Here is a 21,317-nt window from a genome sequence, read left to right as displayed (position 1 = left end):
AGGGCGTCTTGACGACCGCTGTCCGGCCGCCGAGCATAAGCCCGGCTCCGCCACGAATGGGCCGCGAGTCCGTACGACACCTCAGGCGAGAGAGAGAATGAACGACAGCACGAACCCGGCGGCGGTGCTCAGGGCCACCGCCGGCCCGCCGTGCTCGAAGGCCTCCGGCATCAGGGTGTCGGCCAGGGATGCGATCACTGCGCCGGCGGCAAAGGCCAGCGGCAGCGAGATCGCTTCGGGATCGCTGCCGGACAGGGGACCCGCTCCGACCACGACGGCGATCACAAGCAGTGCGGCGCACGCGGTCCACAGGCCCAGTATCACCCCGGCGGATTTGCCTTGGCTGCGCATCGACGAGGCGCCCACCAGTGCTTCCGGCAGGTTGGACACGAAAATCGCGGCAAGCAGGGCCAGCCCGCCGGTCCCTTCGCCCAGGGAGACTCCCAGCGCGACGTTCTCCGGGACGCCGTCGAGCGTCACGGCGGCGAGGAGCGCAAGGCCCGCCGCGCCGCGGGTGGAGGCGGAGGTGGCGTTCCGGTCCGAGGCTGCCGCATCAGTATCCAGCTTGGGGCTGCCTTGGACCTTATCGGCGGGAACTGCCCTGGCCGTCGAGCCCGGCTGGGCCCAGCGGTCCAGGAAGGCGCTCAGCACGGTGAAGACCACCGCGCCGGCCATAAAGCCGATCGCTGCGCGCACGATGCCGCCGCGCTGATAGGCGTCCTCGAACAGTTCAAAGGTCAGTGCGGTGATCAGGGCACCGGCGGCGAAGGACAGCAGGATCGCCAGCACGCGTTTGGGCAACTCGAATTTGGCGCCGATGAACGCCCCCAGAACCAGAGCACTGGAGGCGACCAGGCCGAAAACCAAGGACGTTCCCACGCGGTCAGTATAGGAAGCAGGCCTATCCGCGGGAAGAGGTCCGGGAAAGGGGCCTTCGGGAAGGGGCGTCATGGAGAAGTGCGTTGAGCTGGTGCCAGCCCCGCCTCAGCCCGCAGCCGCCAGCGGAATTTCCAGGAACCCGCCAGCGGCGTCCCAGCTGCCCGCCGTCCCGAGGTGCCGGCTGAGCCGCTGCATCCGTTCCGCGATCTGCCGGGAACTCCGGCCCGCCAACCGTGCCTGGAAATCGGTGATCAGCGTCGGGTACAGCCGCAGCGTCAGCGGTGTGCCCCCGTCTGTAGCGAGCTGGAAGATGAACGACTGGTCGTTGCGCTCCAGCGGATCCACCGCGTAGTCGTCCACGAAGTCCCCGGCGCTGTAGATGATCGGCCGGTTCCGGAACAGCTCGACGCCGCGGAATATGTGCGGCGAATGCCCGAAGACCACGTCGGCCCCCGCCTCGATCAGTGCCCGCGCCAGCTCGCCGTGCTCGGACAGCGCCCCGGTGCCCCAGTTTGGCCCCCAATGGGCGGAGACGATCAGAAGTCCGACGCGGGCCTTCGTCCGCCGGACCAGGGCCAGCAAATCGGCCACCCTGGGGTCGCTGTCCACCACCGGGACGTAGAAGACCCCGGCCCCGCCGTCAGCCTCCCAGTCCGGCTGGTTGTCGGTGAAGGCAATGAGGCCGACGGCGGTTCCGGATACGCGGCGTACCGCGGGCCGGCGCGCGGAGTCCCGGTCCAGTCCCGCGCCGGCATGCAGGATGCCGGCCGAGTCGAGGGCCGGCAGCATTTCGCGGAAAGCGCCGGCCCCATAGTCCAGGACGTGGTTGTTGGCCAGCGACACCATCCCGATTCCCGCGGACCGGAGGCTTGCGACGTTCTTCGGATCGGACCGGAAGTGGAAGACCTTCCCGGCCTCCGGCTCCCCGCCGGCTGCCAGGACGCACTCGAGGTTGGCGATCGTCAGGTCCGCCTGGCGCAGCACGGAGTCCGTGTCTCCCCACGGGTACTCGGCGCCGACCCGTCTCAGCCGCTCATTGACCAGCCGTCCCAGCATGACGTCGCCCAGCAACCCAATCAACATCGCACACCCGCCCGGGGTTCAGGATTCGTAGTTTTCCACCTGCTTGACGGGCCGGGGCTCTGCCTCATCCGGGTTTTCGCCGTACTGCAGCTTGGCCCTCCGCTGCCGCAGGAGGTCCCAGCACTGGTCCAGATCCTCCTCGATGCGCTTCAACCGCACGTGCTCCGGACCGTGCTCGTAGTCCGGCGAGGAGGACGGGGCCTTCTCGCGGAGCGCCTGCTCTTCTTCCACCAGCGCTGAAATTCGTTCCAGGATGTGCTGTTCGTCCATGACGGCCTTCTTCCGGGTAGCAGTCCTCCCGCCAGAGTAGCGAGGCCGCGAAGCGCTGGCCAGAGGACCGAAGCATAATAATCAGCTTGCTTATTATTTTGTCGCTTCCTAGAGTGGATCCTGTAAGGCATCAATCTCTCCGTGTGGAGGATCCCGGCCCGGTCACGGCCGCGTGACCTCCCCGGCCACCAGAGGAGGACCCATGTCAGAGCACAACATTGCCGGTAAGAAAGTCGCCTTCCTGCTCACGGACGGTGTGGAACAGGTAGAACTGACCAGCCCCTGGAACGCGGTAAAAGAAGCCGGCGGCGAACCCACCCTGGTTGCCCCCAAGGTCGGCAAGCTCCAGGGCTACGACGGCACCGAAAAGGGGCAGGAATTCGACGTCGACCTCGCCGTCGCCGAGGCCAACGCCTCTGATTTCCACGCCCTGGTGATCCCCGGCGGCGTCGTCAACGCGGACCACCTCCGCGCCGACAAGGACGCCCAAGCCTTCACCCGGGCCTTCTTCGAGCAGCACAAGCCGGTGGCCTCGATTTGCCACGGCCCCTGGCTGCTGATCGAGGCCGGCGTCATCAGCGGCCGGAATGTCACCTCGTACCACACGCTCGAGACCGACCTGAAGAACGCCGGCGCCAACTGGAGCGACCAGGAAGTGGTGGTCGACCAGGGCCTCGTGACCAGCCGGAATCCGCACGACCTTCCCGCCTTCAACGACAAACTGCTGGAGGAAATCGAGGAGGGCGAGCACGCCGGCCAGACCGCCTAGGCGGCGACGCCCCAGCACTCCGGGCTGTGCCCGCATCTACCCTCAAGGGCTGATCTGGGGCAGGATATGCCGTGTAACGTGCGCCGCGGCGGCCGCAACACGGCACTCTGGCCGGCGCCCCAGCTGCAAGGAGTCCCGGATATGACCACGCTTAATCCGTACCTGAGTTTCCGCGACAACGCTAAGGAAGCCATGACCTTCTACCAGTCGGTCTTTGGCGGCGAACTGAACATGAGCACGTTCGGCGATTATCACGCCAGCGAAGATGCTTCCGAGCAGGACAAGATCATGCACGCCATGCTGACCACGGACAAGGGAATGGTGCTGATGGGTGCGGACACGCCCAACGGCATGGACTACACGCCGGGCAGCAGCATCTCGGTCTCGCTCAGCGGCTCCGACGAGTCCGAGCTGCAAGGTTACTTCGACAAACTCGCCGACGGCGGCCGAGTGACCGTCCCCATGGAGAAAGCTCCCTGGGGGGATGTCTTCGGCATGTGCACGGATCGCTTCGGCACCGACTGGCTGGTCAACGTCGGCCCCGAGTAGGGACCAAAGGCGGCTGCGGACTGAGGCCGCCCGGCTGCCGGGCCGAGCCGGGCAGCGAGTGGGCTGCCCGGCTCCTAGTCCGGGCTGGAATCCGTCGTGAGTCCGCGGTCGTCGTCGGACTGTTCGTCCTGTTCCTCCGCCGGGCCGGTCGCCTTGTTGCCGTCGTTGGCCCCGGCTTCTGCCTGTGCCTCGGTGGCGCCTGAACCCCCAACGCTCGCGACCTGGCCTTCCTCGCGGGCCACCGGCGCGGCACCCGCCTGGCTGCCGTCCTCGACGCCGTCCTTAACTATGTCTTCTGGTTTCTTGGGTTCCTTGCCCATCGGTTCCTCCCCGCTCTGGCTGCTCCGGTCCAACTGCGAGGGCCCGGCCGCGGGCCCTGACTGCCCAAGATACACCGCCACCCGGCCGGCGTATTCCCCTCTACCGTGGCCGCGACTATTCTGGAGGCGGCCGGGGCGCCGCACATTCGAGTCCACCTTCCCGGTCCAGAGAGGTATGCCATGACCGAGAAGTTGCACCTGACGCCGGAGGATGAGTTCCCGGAGGACCTCACCAAGGTGGCGAACAAGGACCTGCAGGTCCTCGACAGCCAGGTCCAGCGGCAGTTGGACCATGAATACGTGGCAGACGGCGAACCGAACCCGGAGACCGAATTCAGGCACTACGACCTCGATGAGGAGTTCAGTGAGCGCGACAAGAGGAGCGACTGACCGGCGGGTTCTGTCAGTATGCTTACTAGACGCTAACGAGTGGCGCTAGACAAATGCGCTGAACAGAAAAGAGCCCACCATGGACAGGCCCGACCGTTTTGAGATCGAGGCTGCAGGGCATCTGGGCCATGTGTTTGTTTCCACAAGGCCGGCCGGTTCAGCCGGCGCCGAGGCGGCGCGTCCGGCCGTCGTGCTGATCCACGGGATCGGCGTCTCACACCGCTATCTCAAGAGGCTCCATGGGCTGCTGGCCGAGTCTGCGGACACCTACTCGATTGACCTGCCAGGCTTCGGTTCCACGCCGCGGCCGGAGCACACCCTCACGGTCGCCGACCATGCAACCTACATCCTCGGCGCCCTGGAACAGCTGGGGGTTTTGGAGTTCGTGCTGGTGGGGCACTCGATGGGCACCCAGTTCGCGATCGAAGCGGCGCTCCAGCAGCCCGGCCGGATCTCCCAGCTGGTCCTGATGGGACCGGTGGTCGATGCCAAACGCCGCACCGTGGTGCAGCAGGCCCTGGCGTTGGGCCGGGACAGCGTGTTCTTCGAAAGCCCGTCCTCGAATGCCCTCGTTTTTACGGACTACTTCCGCTGCGGGCCCCTCTGGTACCTGAAGACCCTGCGCGTCATGATGGGCTATCCCACGGAACAAAAAATTCCGGGGGTGTCCGCTCCGGTCCTCGTGGTGCGCGGCGCCAGCGACCCGGTGGCCTCCGCCGACTGGTGCCGTCGGCTGGCCGCGCACGCAGACCGGGGGCAACTGCTCGAAATCGAAGGCACCGGGCACGTGGTGCAGCATAACCGCTCCGGGGAAGTGGCGGGAGCCATCCTCGACTTCGCCGGGATCCGCAGGACGGCTGGAGAGGCTCCCCAGGGGCGCCCGGCATGAGCGGGCTCCTGCAGGCCGCCCGGTGGTGGGCCCAGGACTACCTCTATGCCGCCGGCCGGCAGATCCTCAGCGCTGTGTCCCGGACCGGGCCGGAGGATTTCCTCAGCGGGACCGGACGGCCCGTGGTCGTGATTCCCGGGGTTTACGAGGATTGGCGCTTTATGCTGCCGCTGGTCAAGCGGCTCCACGAGGCCGGCCATCCGGTGCATGTGCTGACCCTGCTGCACCGGAACCGGCTCGCAGTTCCCAAAGCTGCGGACCTGATTGCCGGATACATCCGGGACCGTGACCTCACGGACGCGGTGATCGTCGCCCACAGCAAAGGCGGACTGATCGGAAAATTCGTAATGATGCAGCTGGATCCGGAACGCCGGATCGCCGGCATGGTGGCGGTCTGCTCGCCGTTCTCCGGCTCACGCTATGCCTTGTTCATGCTGCTGCCGAGCCTGCGGGCCTTCTCGCCACGGAATGCCGTGACCATACAGCTCTCCCGTGAGGAACGCGTCAACGAGCGGATCACCTCGGTCTACGGGAGCTTTGACCCGCACATCCCCGAGGGGAGCGTGCTCCCCGGCGCCCGGAATATCCAGCTCGACACCGCCGGCCACTTCCGGATCCTGGCCCACGAGGACACGATCCGCACCATCCTGGACACAGCGGCCGCGCCTTCGAGCCAATAGTTGCCCGCGCCAGCCCGTCGACGGCTAGTCTGACAGTGAACGTATCAATGTCCGAATCCCGGACTGACCTTTCAAGGGTTCAGTATGTCTCTTCGCCGGCCATTTCCCGCGGCCGGGGCGTCGCCCGACGTTGCCGGCGGCATTCCCCCGGAGCTCCTTGTCCGCGCCCTTGAAGCGACCTCCGAAATTTCCCTAATCACGGACGCGGCACAGAACATCCTGCATGCCAGCCGTTCCTTCAGCGCCATCACCGGCTACTCGGAAGCAGAGGTGCTCGGCAGTAACTGCCGGATCCTTCAAGGTGCCGGTACCGCGCCGGAGGCCGCCGGGGCCATCCGTGACGCCCTGGCCCGCGGGGAGCAGTTCCGGGGGGAGATCCTCAACTACCGCAAGGACGGATCGCCGTTCTGGAACGCCCTGGCCATTACCCCGCTCCGGGACGAGCACGGTCAGGTGACACACTTCGTCGGTGTGCAGCGGGACATCAACGCCCGGGTCGCCCTGCACGAACAGCTCCGGTTCCAGACCACCCACGATCAGCTGACCGGCCTGCCCAACCGCGCCGCCCTGGACGGCCACCTCGCCAAGGTGCTGGATCCCGACGGCGGCTCCCGGCCCGCCGTCGCCGTCGGACTGATTGACCTGGACCGGTTCAAGGAAGTTAACAACGCCCTCGGGCATGAGGCCGGTGACATCATCCTGAAAAGCTGGGCCGCCCGGATGCAGGCCCGGCTCCAGCCGGCGGAGTTCCTCGCGCGGATGGGCGGAGACGAATTCGTGCTCGTGGTCGCGGGCGCGGCCGGCGGCGACGCAGCGGCGCTGGGCAGCGTGCTCCAGCGGCTCGGCCGGAGTATGGCCGAGCCCTTCGACGTCTCCGGGGAACTGATTTCCCTGACCATGAGCGCGGGGCTGGCATGTTCGCCCCGCGACGGCATTGAAATGCGCACCCTGCTGCGTGCAGCCGATGCCGCGCTCAATGTGGCCAAAGCGCGCGGGGGCGGAACTCAGGGCTGGTGGCAGCTGGCCGGGGACTCCGCGGACGCCGGCGTGGCCGTGGGATCCGCGGCGACTGTCGAACCACCCGGAGGGACACCCGCGGAGGCGGATCCCTCCGGTGATTCCGTCGCCTTCTACCGGGAGCGGCTCTTCGAGGGCGGGCTGGAAATGTTCATGCAGCCAACCGTGGACCTCGACGCAGGCGGCGTCTATCTCTTCGAGTCCCTGGCCCGGCTCAGGCTCGGGGATGGCAGCGTCGTGCCGCCGGCGGCGTTCCTCCCGCACCTCAGCACGGCCGAGACCGCCAGGCTGTTCCGGGCGGGGCTGGAGCAGGTGCTGGCGAGCCTCGCGGCCTGGGACGGGCTGGGGCTCTCCGCCAAGGTCTCCGTCAACATTGCGCCGTCCACCCTGCTGGACCCGGACTGCCCGCCCTTCGTTGAAGAGGCGCTGCGGCGGCATGCGGTCGCGCCGGAGCGGTTGGTCCTGGAACTGCTCGAATCCGAGACCGCGGACTGGGACCTGCTCCGCGGACCGCTGAACCGGCTGGTCACGCTGGGCGTGGGCCTGGCCATGGACGATCTCGGCGCGGGCTACAGCAGCCTCAAGCGGCTGTCGATGCTGCCCTTCACGGCGGTAAAGATCGACCGGGACCTGCTCACGGGTCTCCGCACCAGTCCGCTGGAAACACTCAGCCTGATAGCCACCCTTGTGCAGATCGGCCGGGATTTCGACCTGACGGTCGTGGCCGAAGGCCTGGAAGACCTGGGCGCGACCGAAGCCGTGGCCGTACTGGGCGCACGGTACGGCCAGGGCTACCACCTCGCCCGCCCGATGCCGGCCGCCGAGGTCCCGGGCTGGACGGCGGACTTCGAACCTCAGGAGTACCACCGCCGGGTCCGGACTGCCCTCGGTGCACTGGCCTTCCACTGGAAGTTCCTTCGCCTCGGATCCCCGCATCCGCACGCCGTCGGGGACTGCCCCTTCACGGGTTACCTGGAGTCCCGCGGCGGGAGGCAGGAGAACGTCCACCGCTGGCACGCCCAGCAGCATCGGGCCGACAGCAGCTCCGGCGCCAGCCGGATGATTGTGGATTGGCTGGTCCGGGAAATCCGGCGCGGGGCTTAGGCGTCGAAGTGCGTCCGGGCCGGTCCCTTGCCGAGCGATTCCACGACTCCGGCCGCAACGGCGTGCAGCTTGATGTTCCGTGCGCTGGAAGCAGCTTTGAGGAGCTCGAAGGCCTCGGCCTGGCCGCAGCGGTTCTGCGCCATGATGATGCCTACCGCGACGTCGATGCCGGTCCGTGTCTCCAGGGTTGCCCTGAGGTTCGCCGCCGTGTCGCTGTAGTGCGCGAACCGCACCGCCAGACGCAGCGCCAGGGACGTCTGGCCCACGAAGGTCCGGGCCAGGTCCATCGCCCTGCCATCAAACCGGCCAGAGCGGTGCGAATAAAGGTTGAGGGCGGCACGGGTGTCGCCGTCCAGCAGGAACGGCAGGGCCAGGATCGAGCGGACGCCGTGACCCCGGACGGTGGCGGCGTACTGCGGCCAGCGCCCGCAATCCTCGAGATCCCGGATATGGACAGTTTCCTGTTCTCTGGACGCCGTCACGCACGGGCCGTCACCAAAGGTGTATTGGATTTCGTCCATGGCTTGGGCGGCCGCGCTGCTGCTGGCCACGGTCGCGGCCTTCCGGTGCCGGAAGAGCGTGATCCCGCACAGGATCTCGTCGCCGGGCTCCGAGAGGCTGCGCGCGGAAACCCGCGCCAATTCGCGCAGGAACTCCTCAACGTCGGAGCTGTTGAGGACCAGTTCCTGCAGGTGCTGGTTGGTTGAAGGTGCGTCTATTGAAGCTGCGGTTGATTCTCTAACCACTGTCGCGTCGTGCCGTTTCACTCAGGTCAAACCGATCCGGACGGGCGGCCCACGTGCGTCGGGGCGACAGTGGCGGACGGCGGAGGGCCGGATCGAAGAACAATCCAACGGCTCGCTGCAAAACCGTACGGGGAAATTATATACAGCCGGTACCCGCTTCCCGGCGCACAAGCCGGGGCCGGCCGTGGAGGATTCAGCTTGTGGACGTACCCTAGGGCATAACTCCACGTTCGAACGGATCCTGCATGCCAGAACCCGATGTCCAGAGACCCACTTCCCCGCCCCTGGCGATCGCCGACGCCGCCCACCGGCCGGCGGAAGAGGTCGCAGAGCAGCTTGGCTCCGGCGCGCAGGGCCTGGGCAGCAGCGAGGCCGCCCGGCGCCTCCTCGAGCTGGGACCGAATGCGCTTCGCACCCACCAGGCCAGCGGATGGTCGGTCCTGGGCAGGCAGCTGCGCAGCCCCATCCTGATCCTGCTGCTCGTCACGGCCGGGCTCTCGCTCTTCCTTGGCGATGCCACCAACTCGATCGTGATCGGCGTGATCCTGCTGGTCAGCGTCGGACTGGGGTTCAGTAACGAATTCCGTGCCGAACGCGCCGCCGAGGCGCTGCACTCCCGCGTCACCCACCGCGCCGTCGTCGTCCGCGACGGAACCCCCCAGGAAGCCGACGTCACCGCCCTGGTGCCCGGCGACGTCGTGCATCTGGCCATCGGCGCGATCATTCCCGCCGATATGCGGCTGCTGACGGCGAAGGATCTGCTCTGCGACGAAAGCATCCTCACCGGCGAATCAATGCCGGTCAGCAAGGACCCCGCCCCCGTCCCCGGCGCAGCTGCCCTCGGGGACCTGACGTCGTGTCTGTTCATGGGCACCGTGATCCAGGCCGGCAGCTGCACCGGCGTAGTGGTTGCCACCGGCGGGAGGGCCGAATTCGGACGGATCGCCCTCGGCCTCGGCGAGCGCCAGCCCCAGACCGAATTCCAGCTGGGCCTCCAGCGCTTCTCCTACCTCCTGCTCCAGGTGGCGATCGGGCTCACGTCCCTGATCTTCATCGCGAACCTGATGCTGCAGCGGCCGGTGATCGAGTCGCTGCTGTTCTCGCTCGCGATCGCCGTCGGGATCACGCCACAGCTGCTCCCCGCCATCGTCAGCACGAGCCTGGCCACCGGAACCCGGCAGCTGGCCAAACGAAAAGTCCTGGTCAAACGGCTGGTCTGCATCGAGGACCTCGGGGACATGGACGTTCTGGCGACCGACAAAACCGGAACGCTGACGGAGGGCCGGATCAGCTTCACCGCCGCCCTGCCCGCCGCCCCCGGCATCTCCGCCGGCGAGCTGCTCACCCTGGGGCTGTTGGCCACCGAAGCGGACTACGCGGAATCCCAGACCTCCCCGGTGGGCCTGAACCCCCTGGACGCCGCGCTGTGGGCCTCCGCCGGCGCCGCAGCCTTCCAGCCCGCCCGGTACGAGAGGTTCGACGTCATCGACTTCGATCATCTGCGCCGCCGGACCAGCGTGCTGGTCAGCGAAGCGGGCGCCGCGGCGCGCGTGGTCACCAAGGGCTCGCCGGAAGACGTCCTGGCGCTCTGCGGGGACACCCCGGCCAGCGTGCTGGCGATGCTGGACGAACAGTTCGAAACCGGGTCCCGGGTCGTGGCGGTCGCCACCCGCCCGGCCGAGGGCCTGACCGCGATCGGGCCCGCTGACGAAAAAGACCTGGTCCTCGCCGGCTTCCTCATCTTCCTGGACCGGCCGAAGGCCACCGCCCGCGCTTCCCTGGACCGGCTCGAGGAACTCGGCATTACCGTCAAGATCGCCACCGGGGACAACGCCAAGGTCGCCGAAAAGGTCTGCGACGAGCTCGGGGTGCTCTCCGGCGGAACGCTGACCGGGGCCGCGGTCGAGGCCATGTCCGATCCGGAACTGGCCGCGGCGGCGCGGGAGGCCAGTATCTTCGCCCGGGTCTCGCCCGAACAGAAGGCCCGGATCATCAGGCTGCTGCGGCAAAGCGGTGGGTCCGTCGGCTTCATGGGGGACGGCGTCAACGATGCGCTGGCGCTGCATGCCGCGGACATCGGCATCTCCGTCGACAGCGCCACCGACGTCGCCAAGGACGCCGCCGACGTCGTGCTGTTGGACAAGGACCTGGGCGTCCTGGCCGAGGGCGTGATGGAGGGCCGGCGGATTTTCGCCAACACCATCAAGTACGTCCTGATGGGGACCTCCAGCAACTTCGGCAACATGTTCAGCGCGGCCACGGCCTCCGTGGCGTTGAGCTTCCTGCCGATGCTGCCGGGACAGATCCTGCTGAACAACCTGCTCTACGACGCCGGCCAGCTCGCCATCCCGGGGGACCGCGTGGACAAGGAACAACTGCTCGCGCCCTCGCACTGGGACATCGGCTTCATCCGGCGCTTCATGTTCCTTTTCGGCCCGATCAGCTCCCTGTTCGATTTCGCCACGTTCGCCCTGATGCTGTTCGTCTTCGACGCCGTCCCGGGCGAATTCCGGGCCGGCTGGTTCATCGAGTCCATCGTCACGCAGACGCTCATCATCTTCGTCATCCGGACCCGGCGGGTGCCGTTCTTCCGCAGCCGGGCGTCGGTGGGCCTGGTGGGCGCCTCCCTGGCCGTCGTGGCCGCGGGGGTCTACCTTCCGTTCTCGCCGCTGGCCGGTGTGCTTGGCTTCGATCCGCTGCCCCTCCCGTTCTTCCTCGCCCTGCTCGGGATGGCCGTGGTGTACCTGGTGCTGGTTGAACTGGCCAAACTCTGGTTCTACTCCCGCGCAGCGCAGCAGCCTGTCCTGCCTAAGCCTGCGGGAGTCCGGCGCCGCGGCCGGACCCACCACATCGCGCGCCGGGCCGCACGGTTCAGCACTGCGAGGCCCGGTCACATGCTCCATTACCGGGGGACCGGGCGGGGGCGCCAGCCAATCCGGGCACAAAGGCCCTCACATCCCGGGGCCTCCTGACAGATAGTGGGAGGGAGCGGCCAACTGGTCAATTTCCCAGCCTGCGGAGCTCACGCCTGGATGAGGTCAGGGCCGACATCCCGATTGGAAGCCATATCGATGAGCATTTTCGAAGACAGGGTCGACGCCGGACGGCAATTGGGAAGGCGGCTCGCGGAGTTGCGGGGTCAGGACATCGTGGTTCTGGGCCTGCCCCGCGGCGGAGTCCCCGTTGCCTTCGAAGTCGCCGCCGCCCTGGACGCGCCGCTGGACGTGATCGTGGTGCGGAAGCTGGGCCTGCCCTACCAGCCGGAGCTTGCCATGGGAGCGATCGGGGAGGGCGGCGCCCGCGTACTGGAAGAACACGTGCTGGCCCATTCCCGGGTCAGTGATGCAGAGCTGAAGGCCGTCGAAGACCACGAACGCGCGGTGCTGGAGAACCGGGTGCTCCGGTTCCGGAAGGGCCGGACGCGGCAGGACCTCACCGGGCGCATCGCCGTCATTGTCGACGACGGGATCGCCACCGGGTCCACCGCCCGGGTCGCGTGCCTGATCGCCCGGAAGCTCGGCGCCGCGAGGGTCATCCTGGCCGTTCCGGTCGCCCCCGCCGACACCCTCAGGAGCCTGACCGGGCCCGACGAGGTGGTCTGCCTCGCCACCCCGCACCAGTTCTCCGCGGTGGGCTACCACTACCGCGATTTCTCGCCCACCGAGGACGACGAGGTGGTGCAGCTGCTCGACGCCGCGGCCAAGCGCCTGCAGAACTCGCAGCCGGCGTCCCGCACGCCGGCCACGGCCAGCGTGCAGGACTCGGAGTTCGATGCGGAAGTCGAGATCCCGTCGCGCGCGGTCCGGCTTCAGGGCCAGCTGCACCTGCCGGTTCCGGCGCGGGCCGTGGTGCTGTTCGCGCACGGCAGTGGCAGCAGCCGGCACAGCCCGCGGAACCGTTATGTCGCCGGAGTGCTCCAGCAGGCCGGCCTCGGCACCCTGCTGCTGGACCTGCTGACCCCGGCGGAGGAGCGGAACCGGGCCAACGTCTTCGACATTGAACTGCTGGCCCGCCGGCTGTCCGCTGCCACCGACTGGCTGGCCACCCGGCAGGACACGACCGACTGCACGATCGGCTATTTCGGGGCCAGCACCGGTGCCGGGGCCGCGCTCTGGGCCGCCTCCGAACCGACCGCCAGGATCGACGCCGTCGTCTCCCGTGGCGGACGTCCCGATCTGGCCGGCCCCAGGCTATCCGCCGTCCGTGCGCCCACCCTCCTCATCGTGGGCAGTTATGACCACGAGGTGCTGGAGCTCAACCGCAAGGCGAAGTCGATGATGCGCTGCCCCAACCAGTTGGCCGTGGTCCAGGGCGCCACGCATCTCTTCGAGGAACCGGGTACGCTGGCGGCGGCTGCCATCCTCGCCAGGGACTGGTTTGTCGACTACCTTCTGCCGGCCAAAACCACTCCAGGAGCAACAACATGAGCTACACCTACACCGCCGTCGTCCCGCTGAGCTGGGAAGACGCCGTCGAAAAGACGCGTGCGGCGCTCGCCACCCAAGGGTTCGGAATACTCTCGGAAATCGATGTGCGCGCCACCTTCGCCGCCAAACTCGGCGAGGACGCGGCGGAAGCGCTGGGGGACTACGTCATCCTGGGTGCCTGCAATCCGATGCTCGCAAGCCGGGCGCTCGCCGCCGAGCCGGAGATGGGGGCGCTCCTGCCCTGCAATGTGGTGGTGCGACGCGGCACGGGGGCCACTGCGACGACGGTCCATGCCATCGACCCGCAAACCATGGTCCAGCTCAGCGGAGCTCCCGAGGTCCGCGAGGTCGCAGACGACGCCGGCACCCGCTTGCGGGCGGCCATGGCCGAACTGTCCGGGGACGTCTGATCCGTCAGACTCCGTGCACCTTGTGGTGTCCGCCGGCGCGGTGGCGGTAGGCGTACACCAGCAGCGCCACGCCGGCGAACACCAGGAGCACCGGGACGAAGAACTCGCTGGCGGTGAGCAGCGCCGTGGCCTGCAGGGCGAAGATCAGCCCCATCACGGCGAGGACGGCGGCTGGAATGAGTGGCCACTTCATCCTGGCCGGTTCGGTGGCCCCTAGCTGGGCGGGGCCGCCGGCAGGCTGGCCGGGGCGATGTTCCGGGAGGTGCTCGGGCCGGACCGGAACGAGCGAAAGTGCCGCGAAAGTGGCAGCCATGCCCAGGAACAGGACGGCGGCAACAGCCGTGCCTTCCCAGGCCGGCGGGAGGGCCACCACAAGGGCCAGCGTCAGCATCACCCCGCAGGGGATCAGCGCCCACCAGTTGGAACGTTCGCGCACATACACCGCGCCGAAGCCTGCGCCCATGAACAGGAACAGGAAGGCGCCGGCCCAGAACGCCGCCGGGCCCGGCCAGAGCTGGGTGATCAGGATGACCGCCGCCAGGCCCAAGAACACCGAGCCGGGAATGGCCGCCCACCAGTTCTCGCGGCTGCGGAAGAACAGAACCACAAAAGCGGTTCCGGCTGCAGCGAAAATCAGCGGCCACACGAGGGCCGCGCTATCGAGGATCCCAAACAGGTCCAGCAGCAGCAGGACGCCGGCGGCCATCAAGGCAATGCCGGCGATGATGCTGGTATTTGACGATTTCACCAGTTGCCTCCCGGAACCGGGCGGGCGGCCGCAAAACCGCCTCTGAACCTTCAGGCTATTCCCGCGCGGGCAGCCGGCCTAGGGCACAAGGTCATGGAGGCCGCCGGCCGCCCGGTTAACGGCCACGGCTTTCTGCCCGGGACTTGATGCCCAGGAGCATGCGCCGTTCCATGATGAACTGCAGGGGTTCCAGCACCGGCCGGAGAATCAGCCCCACGGGCAGCGGGGAGTAGTCGTAGCGCGTCCGGGACAGCAGCCTCGTGCTGTGTTCAGTGACAGGCTGCAGCACAAACGTCCAGCCGAGCTCCACCCGAGGCCCCGCGGCAGCGCCGCCGGACGGCCTGATCCTACCGGTGCGCGGGTCCATCGTGCCGCCCAGGCCCAGCACTGATCCGGCCTCCACGCGCCGGACCGGAATCCCCACGTCCGGGCCCAACGGCAGAACGTCGCCGACGTCGAGCTGCTGGTATTCGGGAAGGATCCGGTCTGCGCTGTGCATGCCGAGGCCCGCGGCGTTCTCCAGTAAGTCGTAGCTGTACATGCCGCCGCGTCCGGCCCCGAGCTGGACCAGCCAGGGCCAGACGCTCGCGGACGGCGCGTTGATGGTGACCGCCCGTGTGCTCTGCATCCGGGGCGTCCGCACGAGTTCGTCGCCCGGCAGTGGCGCCGCGGTTTCCTGGGCGGTGGCTCCCCAGTGCAGCAGCCGCGGCCGCACCGCGAGGACATAGCCGGCGGCGACGGCGGCGGCTGCGAGGGCAGCCAGCGGTCCGCGGAGCCGGCGGGTGGCAGGGGACCGGCTCATCATTTGCGGCTTCCTTCGTGTGGTGGCTGGCGGCGCCGGTGTGCGACGGCGGACGGGACAAGGAACGCCAGCGCCGGGACACCCCACAGCCAGAAACCCCAGCCGAACAGCATAAGCCCCAGGTGGAAGGCGATCACGCCGGCCCAGCCCACGGTGGCCCAGGCGCCGCCCCGGAGCAGCAGGAGGCCGAGGGCAACCTCGCCCAGGGACAGGGCCAGGCCCCAGGCGGAGGGATTGGCCATGAAGACGCTTTGCCAGGCGGAGGTGATGAAGGGCAGCAGCGCCCCGTCAGCGAAATGCCGGTAGAACTCCGGGTCCGCGGCCGCGATTCCGAGGTGGATCCCGCCGGTGAAGAGGAAGAAGCAGCCCACGATTCTTCCCGGCCGTCCGGTGCGCTCCGCGGGCCGGGTCCGTTCCGCAGCCTGCGGCTGAGTCATGGCTCCTACTTTCCGGGGCTGGCGCCGGCGCCGGCGCCGGCATCCGCGGTCCGGGCCGGGGGAGTCCGGTGGCGCAGCGCCGCGCCACCGCCGGGATTCAGGTCCAGCTTCCAGAAGTGCAGCCCGCCCAGCACCAGGAAGAAGGCAGAGAGCAGTACCGAGGACCACAGGGACAACGCGGAGACAGGGACGTTAAAGATCGGCTTGAACAGCTCCCCCAGAGCCAGGGAGAAGATCAGTGTGAAGCCGAGCAGGTACAGGGCGGGCATGAACACCAGCCCGGGCCAGCGGCCCCGGAACGTCAGGACGGCGAGGATGAGGAAGGCCGGCATGATGAAGCACAGGTCAAGGACGAAGACGGAGTAGAGCGAATCGATTTGATCGCCGGTCCGCATCAGCGGCAGCAGCATGGCTATCCACAGCGGATAGAAGATGAGCGGCTGCAGGAGCGCGCCGGAGGCGGACAACACCCTGATGCCCTTCGCCAGCCGCGCCCGCCTCGGTCCGTCCGCCCGCAGTTCCAGTGCCGTGTAGACCATCCCCCAGAAGGACAGGGCAAAGACGGCCAGATAGACGAGGTAGAAGCCGTTGTATGTCCGCTCGATGGCGTAGATGCCGTAGGCGTAAAACAGGTAGCCCAGGATTCCCAGCGCCACGAGCTGCACCCTGGGTTGCCCCCGCCGCCCGGCGAAGGCCAGGACCGGCAGGGCAGCGCCGGCGACCGCGGACATCAGGTCCTGGGACACCGCGCCGGGCAGGAGTTCCGTTGCCACGACGCCCCGGTAGATCTCCGGGAACAGCAACCCGGTCACCGCGGCGGGGAGGGTCAGCGCACCGGTGAGGATCCAGAGGGCCAGCACCGGCCACCGGCTGCGGTTCATTCCCTCGCCTGGTGTTTGTCCTCGTCGGCACCGACCACCAGCACCGGACAGTGGGCATGGGCCGCGCAGGCACCGCTGACCGATCCCATGATCTGTGCCAGGAAGCCGCCGCGGCCGCGGCGGCCGACCACCAGGAGCTGGGCGTCCCGGCTCGCCTCGACCAGGACCTTGGCCGGCGGGCCGAACTTCACGGTCCGGGTCAGGCCTGCCGGGACGTCGCCGCCGAACGCACGCTCCAGGGATTCGTCGACGAGCCGTTTGGCCGTCTCTTCGAGCTGGGTGGTGGTGGGGGTGCTCTCTTCGGGCAGGTGCGAGGCCAGGAACAGGTCCGAGGTGCCCAGGCAGGTGAGGACTTCCAGCGGCGCGTCCAGGCTGCGAGCCATGCGCCCGGCGAGCCGGAGTGCCTTCGTCGAGAAATCCGAACCGTCCACGCCCACGACTATCCGCTGATCAGCCTTCATGACCCCAGCCTGACCGGTCCGCCCGTCCGCGCCTAGGGCCAAAAGTCACGCGCGGAGTCGCTCGCAGCCGAAATGGAACCCTGCCGCGGGGGCTCCGGTTTCGGGGGCGGACCGGCCAGGGGGTGTGCACCGCCCCCGCCCACCTTTAGGGTGGAACAAACCCCACACGCCCCACGATGCGAGGAGTACTGATGAGAGTTGCTGTTACCGGAGGAAGCGGAAAGCTGGGCCGGAGCGTCGTCCGGCGGCTGAGCGAGGACGGGCACGAGGTCACCAACCTGGACCGCACCGGCACCCGCGGGCGCGGGTTTACCGAGGTGGACCTGCGCGACTACGGCCAGGTGGTGGACGTGCTCCTGGGCCTTGAGGACCGGCACACGGGGTTCGACGCGGTGGTGCACCTGGCCGCGATCCCGGCGCCCGGCCACGCCCCGGACGCCGCAACCTTCGAGAACAACATGCAGGCCACCTACAACGTGTTCCAGGCGGCGCGCCGCGCCGGGATCAAGAAAATTGTCTACGCATCCAGCGAGACGGTGCTGGGACTGCCGTTCGACGTCGACCCGCCCTACATCCCGGTGGACGAGGAGTACCCGGCCCGGCCGGAAAGCACCTACTCCCTGGTGAAGCACCTCGAGGAACAGATGGCGATCCAGCTCACCCGCTGGGATCCGGAGCTGAGCATCACCGGCCTGCGCTTCTCCAACGTGATGGACCCGGAGGACTACGAGGAGTTCCCCGGCTTCGATGCCGATGCCAGGCTGCGCAAGTGGAACCTCTGGGGCTACATTGACGGCCGGGACGGCGCGCAGGCCGTGGCCCGCGCCCTTGAGCACGGCACCCCGGGTTTCGAGGCGTTCATCATCGCCAACGCGGACACGGTGATGAGCCGCTCCAGCGCCAGCCTCGCGGCGGAGGTGTTCCCCGGCGTGCCGGTGGCCAAGGAGCTCGGAGAGCACGAGACCCTGCTCTCGATCGACAAGGCCAAACGGCTGCTGGGCTATGCCCCTGAGCACAGCTGGCGGAACTACCACCCGCTGCGCACCACTCCAACCGAAGACTGAAGAGGAGTCCCATGCAGTACCGCACCCTGGGCACCAGCGGCGCCGTCGTCTCCACCTTCGCGCTGGGCACCATGACTTTCGGCGCCGAAGCCAGCGGGGAACAGTCCCATGCGATCCTGGATGACTACCTCGCGGCGGGCGGCAACTTCATCGACACCGCCGATGTCTACGCCGCGGGGGTTTCGGAGGAGATCATTGGCCGCTGGCTCGCCGCGCGCCCGGAGGCCCGGGATCGCGTGGTGCTCGCGACCAAGGGCCGCTTCCCGACCGGAAAGGCTCCGAACGACGTCGGCACCTCCCGCCGGCACCTGAACCGCGCGCTGGATGACTCGCTGCGCCGCCTCGGCGTGGAGCAGATCGACCTGTACCAGCTGCATGCCTGGGATCCGATCACGCCGCTGGAGGAATCCCTGCGGTTCCTGCACGACGCCGTCTGCAGCGGGAAAATCGCCTACTACGGCTTCTCGAATTTCCTGGGCTGGCAGCTGACCAAGGCCGTCCACGTGGCCCGCGCCCACGGCTGGAGCGGACCCGTGACGCTGCAGCCGCAGTACAGCCTCCTGGTCCGCGAGATCGAGTCCGAGATTGTTCCGGCCTCGCTCGACGCCGGGATCGGGCTGCTGCCCTGGTCGCCGCTGGGCGGGGGCTGGCTCTCCGGGAAATACAAGCGGGACCAGCCGCCCGCCGGCGCCACCCGGCTTGGCGAAAACCCGGAGCGCGGCATGGAGGCGTGGAAGGGACGGAACGCGGATCCGCGCACCTGGGAGATTGTGGAGGCGGTGCATGACATCGCCGGACGGCACGAGGCAAGCGCCGCCCAGGTGTCCCTGGCCTGGCTGGCGGAACAGCCGGCCGTGACCTCGGTGATCCTGGGTGCCCGCAGCAGGGAACAGCTCGCCGACAACCTTGCGGCCGCGGACCTCCTGTTGACCGAGGGGGAGCTGATGCGGCTGAGCGAGGTGAGCCGGCCGCGCGTCGGCGTCTACCCGTACGGGCCGCTGGCCCAGGAGCAGCGCAGCCGGAAGATCACCGGCGGACGCTAACAAAGCAACGCGGGGTCATTTCGCGCCTATCCCAGCGCCGGGGATGGGCGCGAGGTGACCCCGCGTTGCGTCTCGGGGGCGGGCGCAGGCTGTGTGCCGGGGGCGGATGAAAGCGCAGGAGCAGGTCCGGGTGCGGGGGCGGCGGGCCGCTGGTGGCGGGACCAGATGTCGCCCATCTCCTCGGTGGACTGCTCCACAATCCGGCTCATCGCGGCGTGGGCCGCGTACGCCTCGCCGCGCTGGATGGCGCTGGCCACATCCACGTGCAGCTGAAGCGCCTCATGGTCCGGCAGGTGTGGCATCAGGCCGTGTTCGGTGCGCCCGGTCAGGACCTCGGTGACGAGGTTGTGCAGCTGGGCAAACATGGGATTCCCGGAAGCCTTGAGCACCGCGGCGTGGAACTGGATGTCCAACCGGAGGAATTCGTCGTTCTCCCCGCGCTGGCCCGCCGCCCAGAGCCGCGCGGCATGGGCGACGAGGTCGCTGCCGGCGTCCCAGGAGGCGCGCTCGGCGGCGAGGCGGGCGGCCTGCGGTTCGATCGCGCCGCGGAGTTCGTTGAGTGCCTGCAGCTGCTCCAACCGTTTGGAGGAGGCGAGCCGCCAGCGGATCACCTCCGGGTCGTAGGCATTCCAGGACTCCTCCGGCTGCACTACCGTGCCCAGCCGGCGTCGTGATTCCAGCATCCCCTTGGAGGAGAGAACCCGGGTGGCTTCCCGGACCACGGAACGGGACACCCCGTGCTGCGCCTCGAGTTCGTCCAGGCGCAGGATCGAGTGCGGTGCCAGGGTCCCCTCGGCAATGGAGCGTCCCAGGTTTTGGACCAGCACGGAATGCAGGTCAGCCGCGGACTCCGCCTTTGGGGGTTTCATAAAATAAATCATACGGGTGACGCGCAAGGGGTTGTTTAAGTCTGCTTTATTTATCTATGATCGCTTCCAGAGCAGATGTAAAGATGCATTTGCAGCCGGCTGGGCGTTCACCGCCGGCCCTGAAACCAAGGGAGTCGTAATGAAGCGACGTTCGATCATGCAGTACGCGGCCGTGGCCGCCGCCCTCTCGCTGGGGCTGACCGCCTGCAGCGGCGGCAGCGGCAGCGACGACGCCAAGGCCGCTGGCACCGTCCGGGTCACGCTGGCAAACCACGTCTGGACCGAAGGCATCAAGGCGGCCATTCCGGAATTCGAGAAGTCCAGCGGCCTCAAGGTCGAACTGACCCAGCTTGGCGAAGACCAGCTCTCGGACCAGTACAACGTCAAGCTCAACGCCGGCAGCGACGAGATCGACGTCATGATGTACCGACCGCTGCAGGAAGGCAAGGCGTTCGCCAAGAACGGCTACCTCGCCGACCTGACGTCCAAGGTGTCCTCGGACTCCGGCTGGGACTGGAAGGACTACCAGGAGGGCCCGGTCAAGGCCACCACGGCTGACGGCAAGGTGGTCGGTGTCCCGATCATCACCGAACGCGAAGTGCTCTACTACCGCAAGGACCTGCTGCAGGCCGCCGGCCTGGAGGTCCCCAAGACCATGGAAGAGCTCGAAGCGGCAGCAAAGGCCATCAAGGAGTCCTCCCCGGACACCGCCGGCTTCGTGGCCCGCACCGGCAAATCCGCCGCCGTCACCCAGTTCTCCAGCTTCCTCTACAGCTTCGGCGGCGACTTCACGGATGCCGACGGCAAGTCCGCCGTCAACTCCGACGCCGCCAAGGAGGCCTACGCCTACTACGGCGGCCTGATCCGGAACTACGGCCCGGCGAACGTCAGCACCGACATGAGCTGGCCCGAGGCGATGGCAATCTTCACCCAGGGCAAGGCCGCCTTCTACACCGAAGCCGACTCCCTCTACAAGAACGCCACCGACCCGGCCAAGTCCAAGGTCGCCGACACGGTCGGCTTCGCCGCACTGCCCGCCGGCCCGGCCGGTTCCAAGCCGTACAACATCCCGTCGTGGGGCCTTGCCGTCAACGAAGCCTCGGGCAACCAGGACAACGCCTGGAAGTTTATCCAGTGGGCCACCAGCAAGGAGCGCACCCTGGAAGCCCAGAAGGCCGGTGTTCCCGGACCCCGTGCTTCTGTCTGGTCCGACCCCGCCGGCACCTCCACCTACCCGACGGACCTGGCCGAGGCCATCGCCGTCAGCGCCAAGAACGGCGTCGGCCACGACCGTCCCGAGGTTGTCACGGTCGGCAAGGCCCGCGAAATTGTGGGTGGCCCGATCGTAGCGACCATCACCGGCGAAGACGCTTCCGCCGCCGCCGACACGGCCCACGAGGCCTTCCAGACGTTCCTGGACAGCGAAAAGAAATAGCACGCCCGGCGCGCTCCGCGTCCGATGCACCCCAGCCGCGGCGG

General features: G+C 68.1%; 23 protein-coding genes. 12 read left to right on the top strand and 11 right to left on the bottom strand.

Features of this window, described 5'->3' with window-relative positions:
* Positions 1-81: 81 nt before the first annotated feature.
* The 3 genes from ABIB29_RS12530 to ABIB29_RS12520 form a co-directional block, all read right to left on the bottom strand.
* Positions 82-879 (bottom strand): ZIP family metal transporter, encoded by a 798-nt coding sequence (locus ABIB29_RS12530; protein WP_354173129.1) that lies wholly within the window; start codon positions 877-879, stop codon positions 82-84.
* Positions 880-984: 105 nt separating this feature from the next.
* Positions 985-1,962, bottom strand: coding sequence for a CapA family protein (locus ABIB29_RS12525; protein ID WP_354173128.1), 978 nt, complete (start codon positions 1,960-1,962; stop codon positions 985-987).
* A gap of 18 nt (positions 1,963-1,980) precedes the next feature.
* Complete coding sequence (locus tag ABIB29_RS12520) at positions 1,981-2,232, bottom strand: DUF2630 family protein (RefSeq protein ID WP_354173127.1); 252 nt, start codon at positions 2,230-2,232, stop codon at positions 1,981-1,983.
* A 202-nt stretch (positions 2,233-2,434) separates the two neighbouring features.
* On the opposite strand from ABIB29_RS12520, the gene ABIB29_RS12515 reads away from it, so the two are divergent.
* Positions 2,435-3,001 carry a type 1 glutamine amidotransferase domain-containing protein gene (locus ABIB29_RS12515; protein ID WP_354173126.1) on the top strand — a complete coding sequence of 189 codons (567 nt, stop codon included), beginning with the start codon at positions 2,435-2,437 and terminating at the stop codon, positions 2,999-3,001.
* Between the two features lie 141 nt (positions 3,002-3,142).
* Positions 3,143-3,550, top strand: a complete 408-nt coding sequence (locus ABIB29_RS12510) for a VOC family protein (RefSeq protein ID WP_354173125.1) — start codon at positions 3,143-3,145, stop codon at positions 3,548-3,550.
* A gap of 74 nt (positions 3,551-3,624) precedes the next feature.
* Here the strand turns inward: ABIB29_RS12510 and ABIB29_RS12505 are convergent, their stop codons facing one another.
* On the bottom strand, positions 3,625-3,870 hold the full coding sequence (locus tag ABIB29_RS12505; RefSeq protein ID WP_354173124.1) for a hypothetical protein: 246 nt from the start codon (positions 3,868-3,870) through the stop codon (positions 3,625-3,627).
* 180 nt (positions 3,871-4,050) lie between these two features.
* Between ABIB29_RS12505 and ABIB29_RS12500 the strand changes: the two genes are divergently transcribed.
* The 4 genes from ABIB29_RS12500 (at position 4,051) to ABIB29_RS12485 (ending at position 7,950) form a co-directional block, all read left to right on the top strand.
* A complete protein-coding gene (locus ABIB29_RS12500) occupies positions 4,051-4,260 on the top strand; it encodes a hypothetical protein (RefSeq protein WP_354173123.1) in 210 nt (69 codons plus the stop codon).
* Positions 4,261-4,339: 79 nt separating this feature from the next.
* Positions 4,340-5,149, top strand: coding sequence for an alpha/beta fold hydrolase (locus tag ABIB29_RS12495; RefSeq protein WP_354173122.1), 810 nt, complete (start codon positions 4,340-4,342; stop codon positions 5,147-5,149).
* Entirely contained in the window at positions 5,146-5,829 is a 684-nt protein-coding gene (locus tag ABIB29_RS12490) for an alpha/beta hydrolase (protein ID WP_354173121.1), read from the top strand. The genes ABIB29_RS12495 and ABIB29_RS12490 overlap by 4 nt, the downstream gene beginning before the upstream one ends.
* Before the next feature lie 84 nt (positions 5,830-5,913).
* Positions 5,914-7,950 carry a putative bifunctional diguanylate cyclase/phosphodiesterase gene (locus ABIB29_RS12485; protein WP_354173120.1) on the top strand — a complete coding sequence of 679 codons (2,037 nt, stop codon included), beginning with the start codon at positions 5,914-5,916 and terminating at the stop codon, positions 7,948-7,950.
* Here ABIB29_RS12485 and ABIB29_RS12480 read toward each other — a convergent pair.
* Positions 7,947-8,696 carry a GAF and ANTAR domain-containing protein gene (locus tag ABIB29_RS12480; RefSeq protein ID WP_354173119.1) on the bottom strand — a complete coding sequence of 250 codons (750 nt, stop codon included), beginning with the start codon at positions 8,694-8,696 and terminating at the stop codon, positions 7,947-7,949. The two genes, ABIB29_RS12485 and ABIB29_RS12480, sit on opposite strands and share 4 nt — an antisense overlap.
* Positions 8,697-8,941: 245 nt before the next feature.
* Here ABIB29_RS12480 and mgtA point away from each other — a divergent pair, with 245 nt between their 5' ends.
* The 3 genes from mgtA (at position 8,942) to ABIB29_RS12465 (ending at position 13,533) form a co-directional block, all read left to right on the top strand.
* Positions 8,942-11,668, top strand: a complete 2,727-nt coding sequence (mgtA, locus tag ABIB29_RS12475) for a magnesium-translocating P-type ATPase (RefSeq protein ID WP_354173118.1) — start codon at positions 8,942-8,944, stop codon at positions 11,666-11,668.
* Positions 11,669-11,767: 99 nt separating this feature from the next.
* Positions 11,768-13,123, top strand: a complete 1,356-nt coding sequence (locus ABIB29_RS12470; RefSeq protein ID WP_354173117.1) for a phosphoribosyltransferase family protein — start codon at positions 11,768-11,770, stop codon at positions 13,121-13,123.
* The gene (locus ABIB29_RS12465; RefSeq protein ID WP_354173116.1) at positions 13,120-13,533 is read left to right on the top strand and encodes a DUF302 domain-containing protein; all 414 of its coding nucleotides are present in this window, start codon (positions 13,120-13,122) and stop codon (positions 13,531-13,533) included. The genes ABIB29_RS12470 and ABIB29_RS12465 overlap by 4 nt, the downstream gene beginning before the upstream one ends.
* Positions 13,534-13,537: 4 nt before the next feature.
* Here the strand turns inward: ABIB29_RS12465 and ABIB29_RS12460 are convergent, their stop codons facing one another.
* From ABIB29_RS12460 to ABIB29_RS12440, 5 genes are all read right to left on the bottom strand, one after another.
* Positions 13,538-14,281, bottom strand: a complete 744-nt coding sequence (locus tag ABIB29_RS12460; protein ID WP_354173115.1) for a hypothetical protein — start codon at positions 14,279-14,281, stop codon at positions 13,538-13,540.
* Positions 14,282-14,396: 115 nt separating this feature from the next.
* Complete coding sequence (locus ABIB29_RS12455; protein ID WP_354173114.1) at positions 14,397-15,086, bottom strand: SRPBCC family protein; 690 nt, start codon at positions 15,084-15,086, stop codon at positions 14,397-14,399.
* Positions 15,083-15,520, bottom strand: coding sequence for a hypothetical protein (locus tag ABIB29_RS12450; protein WP_354173113.1), 438 nt, complete (start codon positions 15,518-15,520; stop codon positions 15,083-15,085). Before ABIB29_RS12450 ends, ABIB29_RS12455 begins: the two co-directional genes overlap by 4 nt.
* 5 nt (positions 15,521-15,525) lie before the next feature.
* Positions 15,526-16,401, bottom strand: coding sequence for a hypothetical protein (locus ABIB29_RS12445; protein WP_354173112.1), 876 nt, complete (start codon positions 16,399-16,401; stop codon positions 15,526-15,528).
* Entirely contained in the window at positions 16,398-16,862 is a 465-nt protein-coding gene (locus ABIB29_RS12440) for a universal stress protein (RefSeq protein ID WP_354173111.1), read from the bottom strand. The genes ABIB29_RS12445 and ABIB29_RS12440 overlap by 4 nt, the downstream gene beginning before the upstream one ends.
* Positions 16,863-17,053: 191 nt before the next feature.
* On the opposite strand from ABIB29_RS12440, the gene ABIB29_RS12435 reads away from it, so the two are divergent.
* A complete protein-coding gene (locus tag ABIB29_RS12435; protein WP_354173110.1) occupies positions 17,054-17,926 on the top strand; it encodes an NAD-dependent epimerase/dehydratase family protein in 873 nt (290 codons plus the stop codon).
* Between the two features lie 11 nt (positions 17,927-17,937).
* The gene (locus ABIB29_RS12430) at positions 17,938-18,969 is read left to right on the top strand and encodes an aldo/keto reductase (RefSeq protein WP_354173109.1); all 1,032 of its coding nucleotides are present in this window, start codon (positions 17,938-17,940) and stop codon (positions 18,967-18,969) included.
* 26 nt (positions 18,970-18,995) lie between these two features.
* Here ABIB29_RS12430 and ABIB29_RS12425 read toward each other — a convergent pair whose 3' ends face one another.
* Positions 18,996-19,838 (bottom strand): FadR/GntR family transcriptional regulator, encoded by an 843-nt coding sequence (locus ABIB29_RS12425; protein WP_354173108.1) that lies wholly within the window; start codon positions 19,836-19,838, stop codon positions 18,996-18,998.
* A gap of 139 nt (positions 19,839-19,977) precedes the next feature.
* On the opposite strand from ABIB29_RS12425, the gene ABIB29_RS12420 reads away from it, so the two are divergent.
* On the top strand, positions 19,978-21,273 hold the full coding sequence (locus tag ABIB29_RS12420; RefSeq protein ID WP_354173107.1) for an ABC transporter substrate-binding protein: 1,296 nt from the start codon (positions 19,978-19,980) through the stop codon (positions 21,271-21,273).
* The last annotated feature ends 44 nt before the right edge of the window (positions 21,274-21,317 follow it).

Origin of the sequence: Arthrobacter sp. UYEF36 (genome assembly GCF_040547025.1) — a bacterium.
Lineage (GTDB): Bacteria > Actinomycetota > Actinomycetes > Actinomycetales > Micrococcaceae > Arthrobacter.
This window is presented reverse-complemented; position numbering and strand designations above follow the sequence as displayed.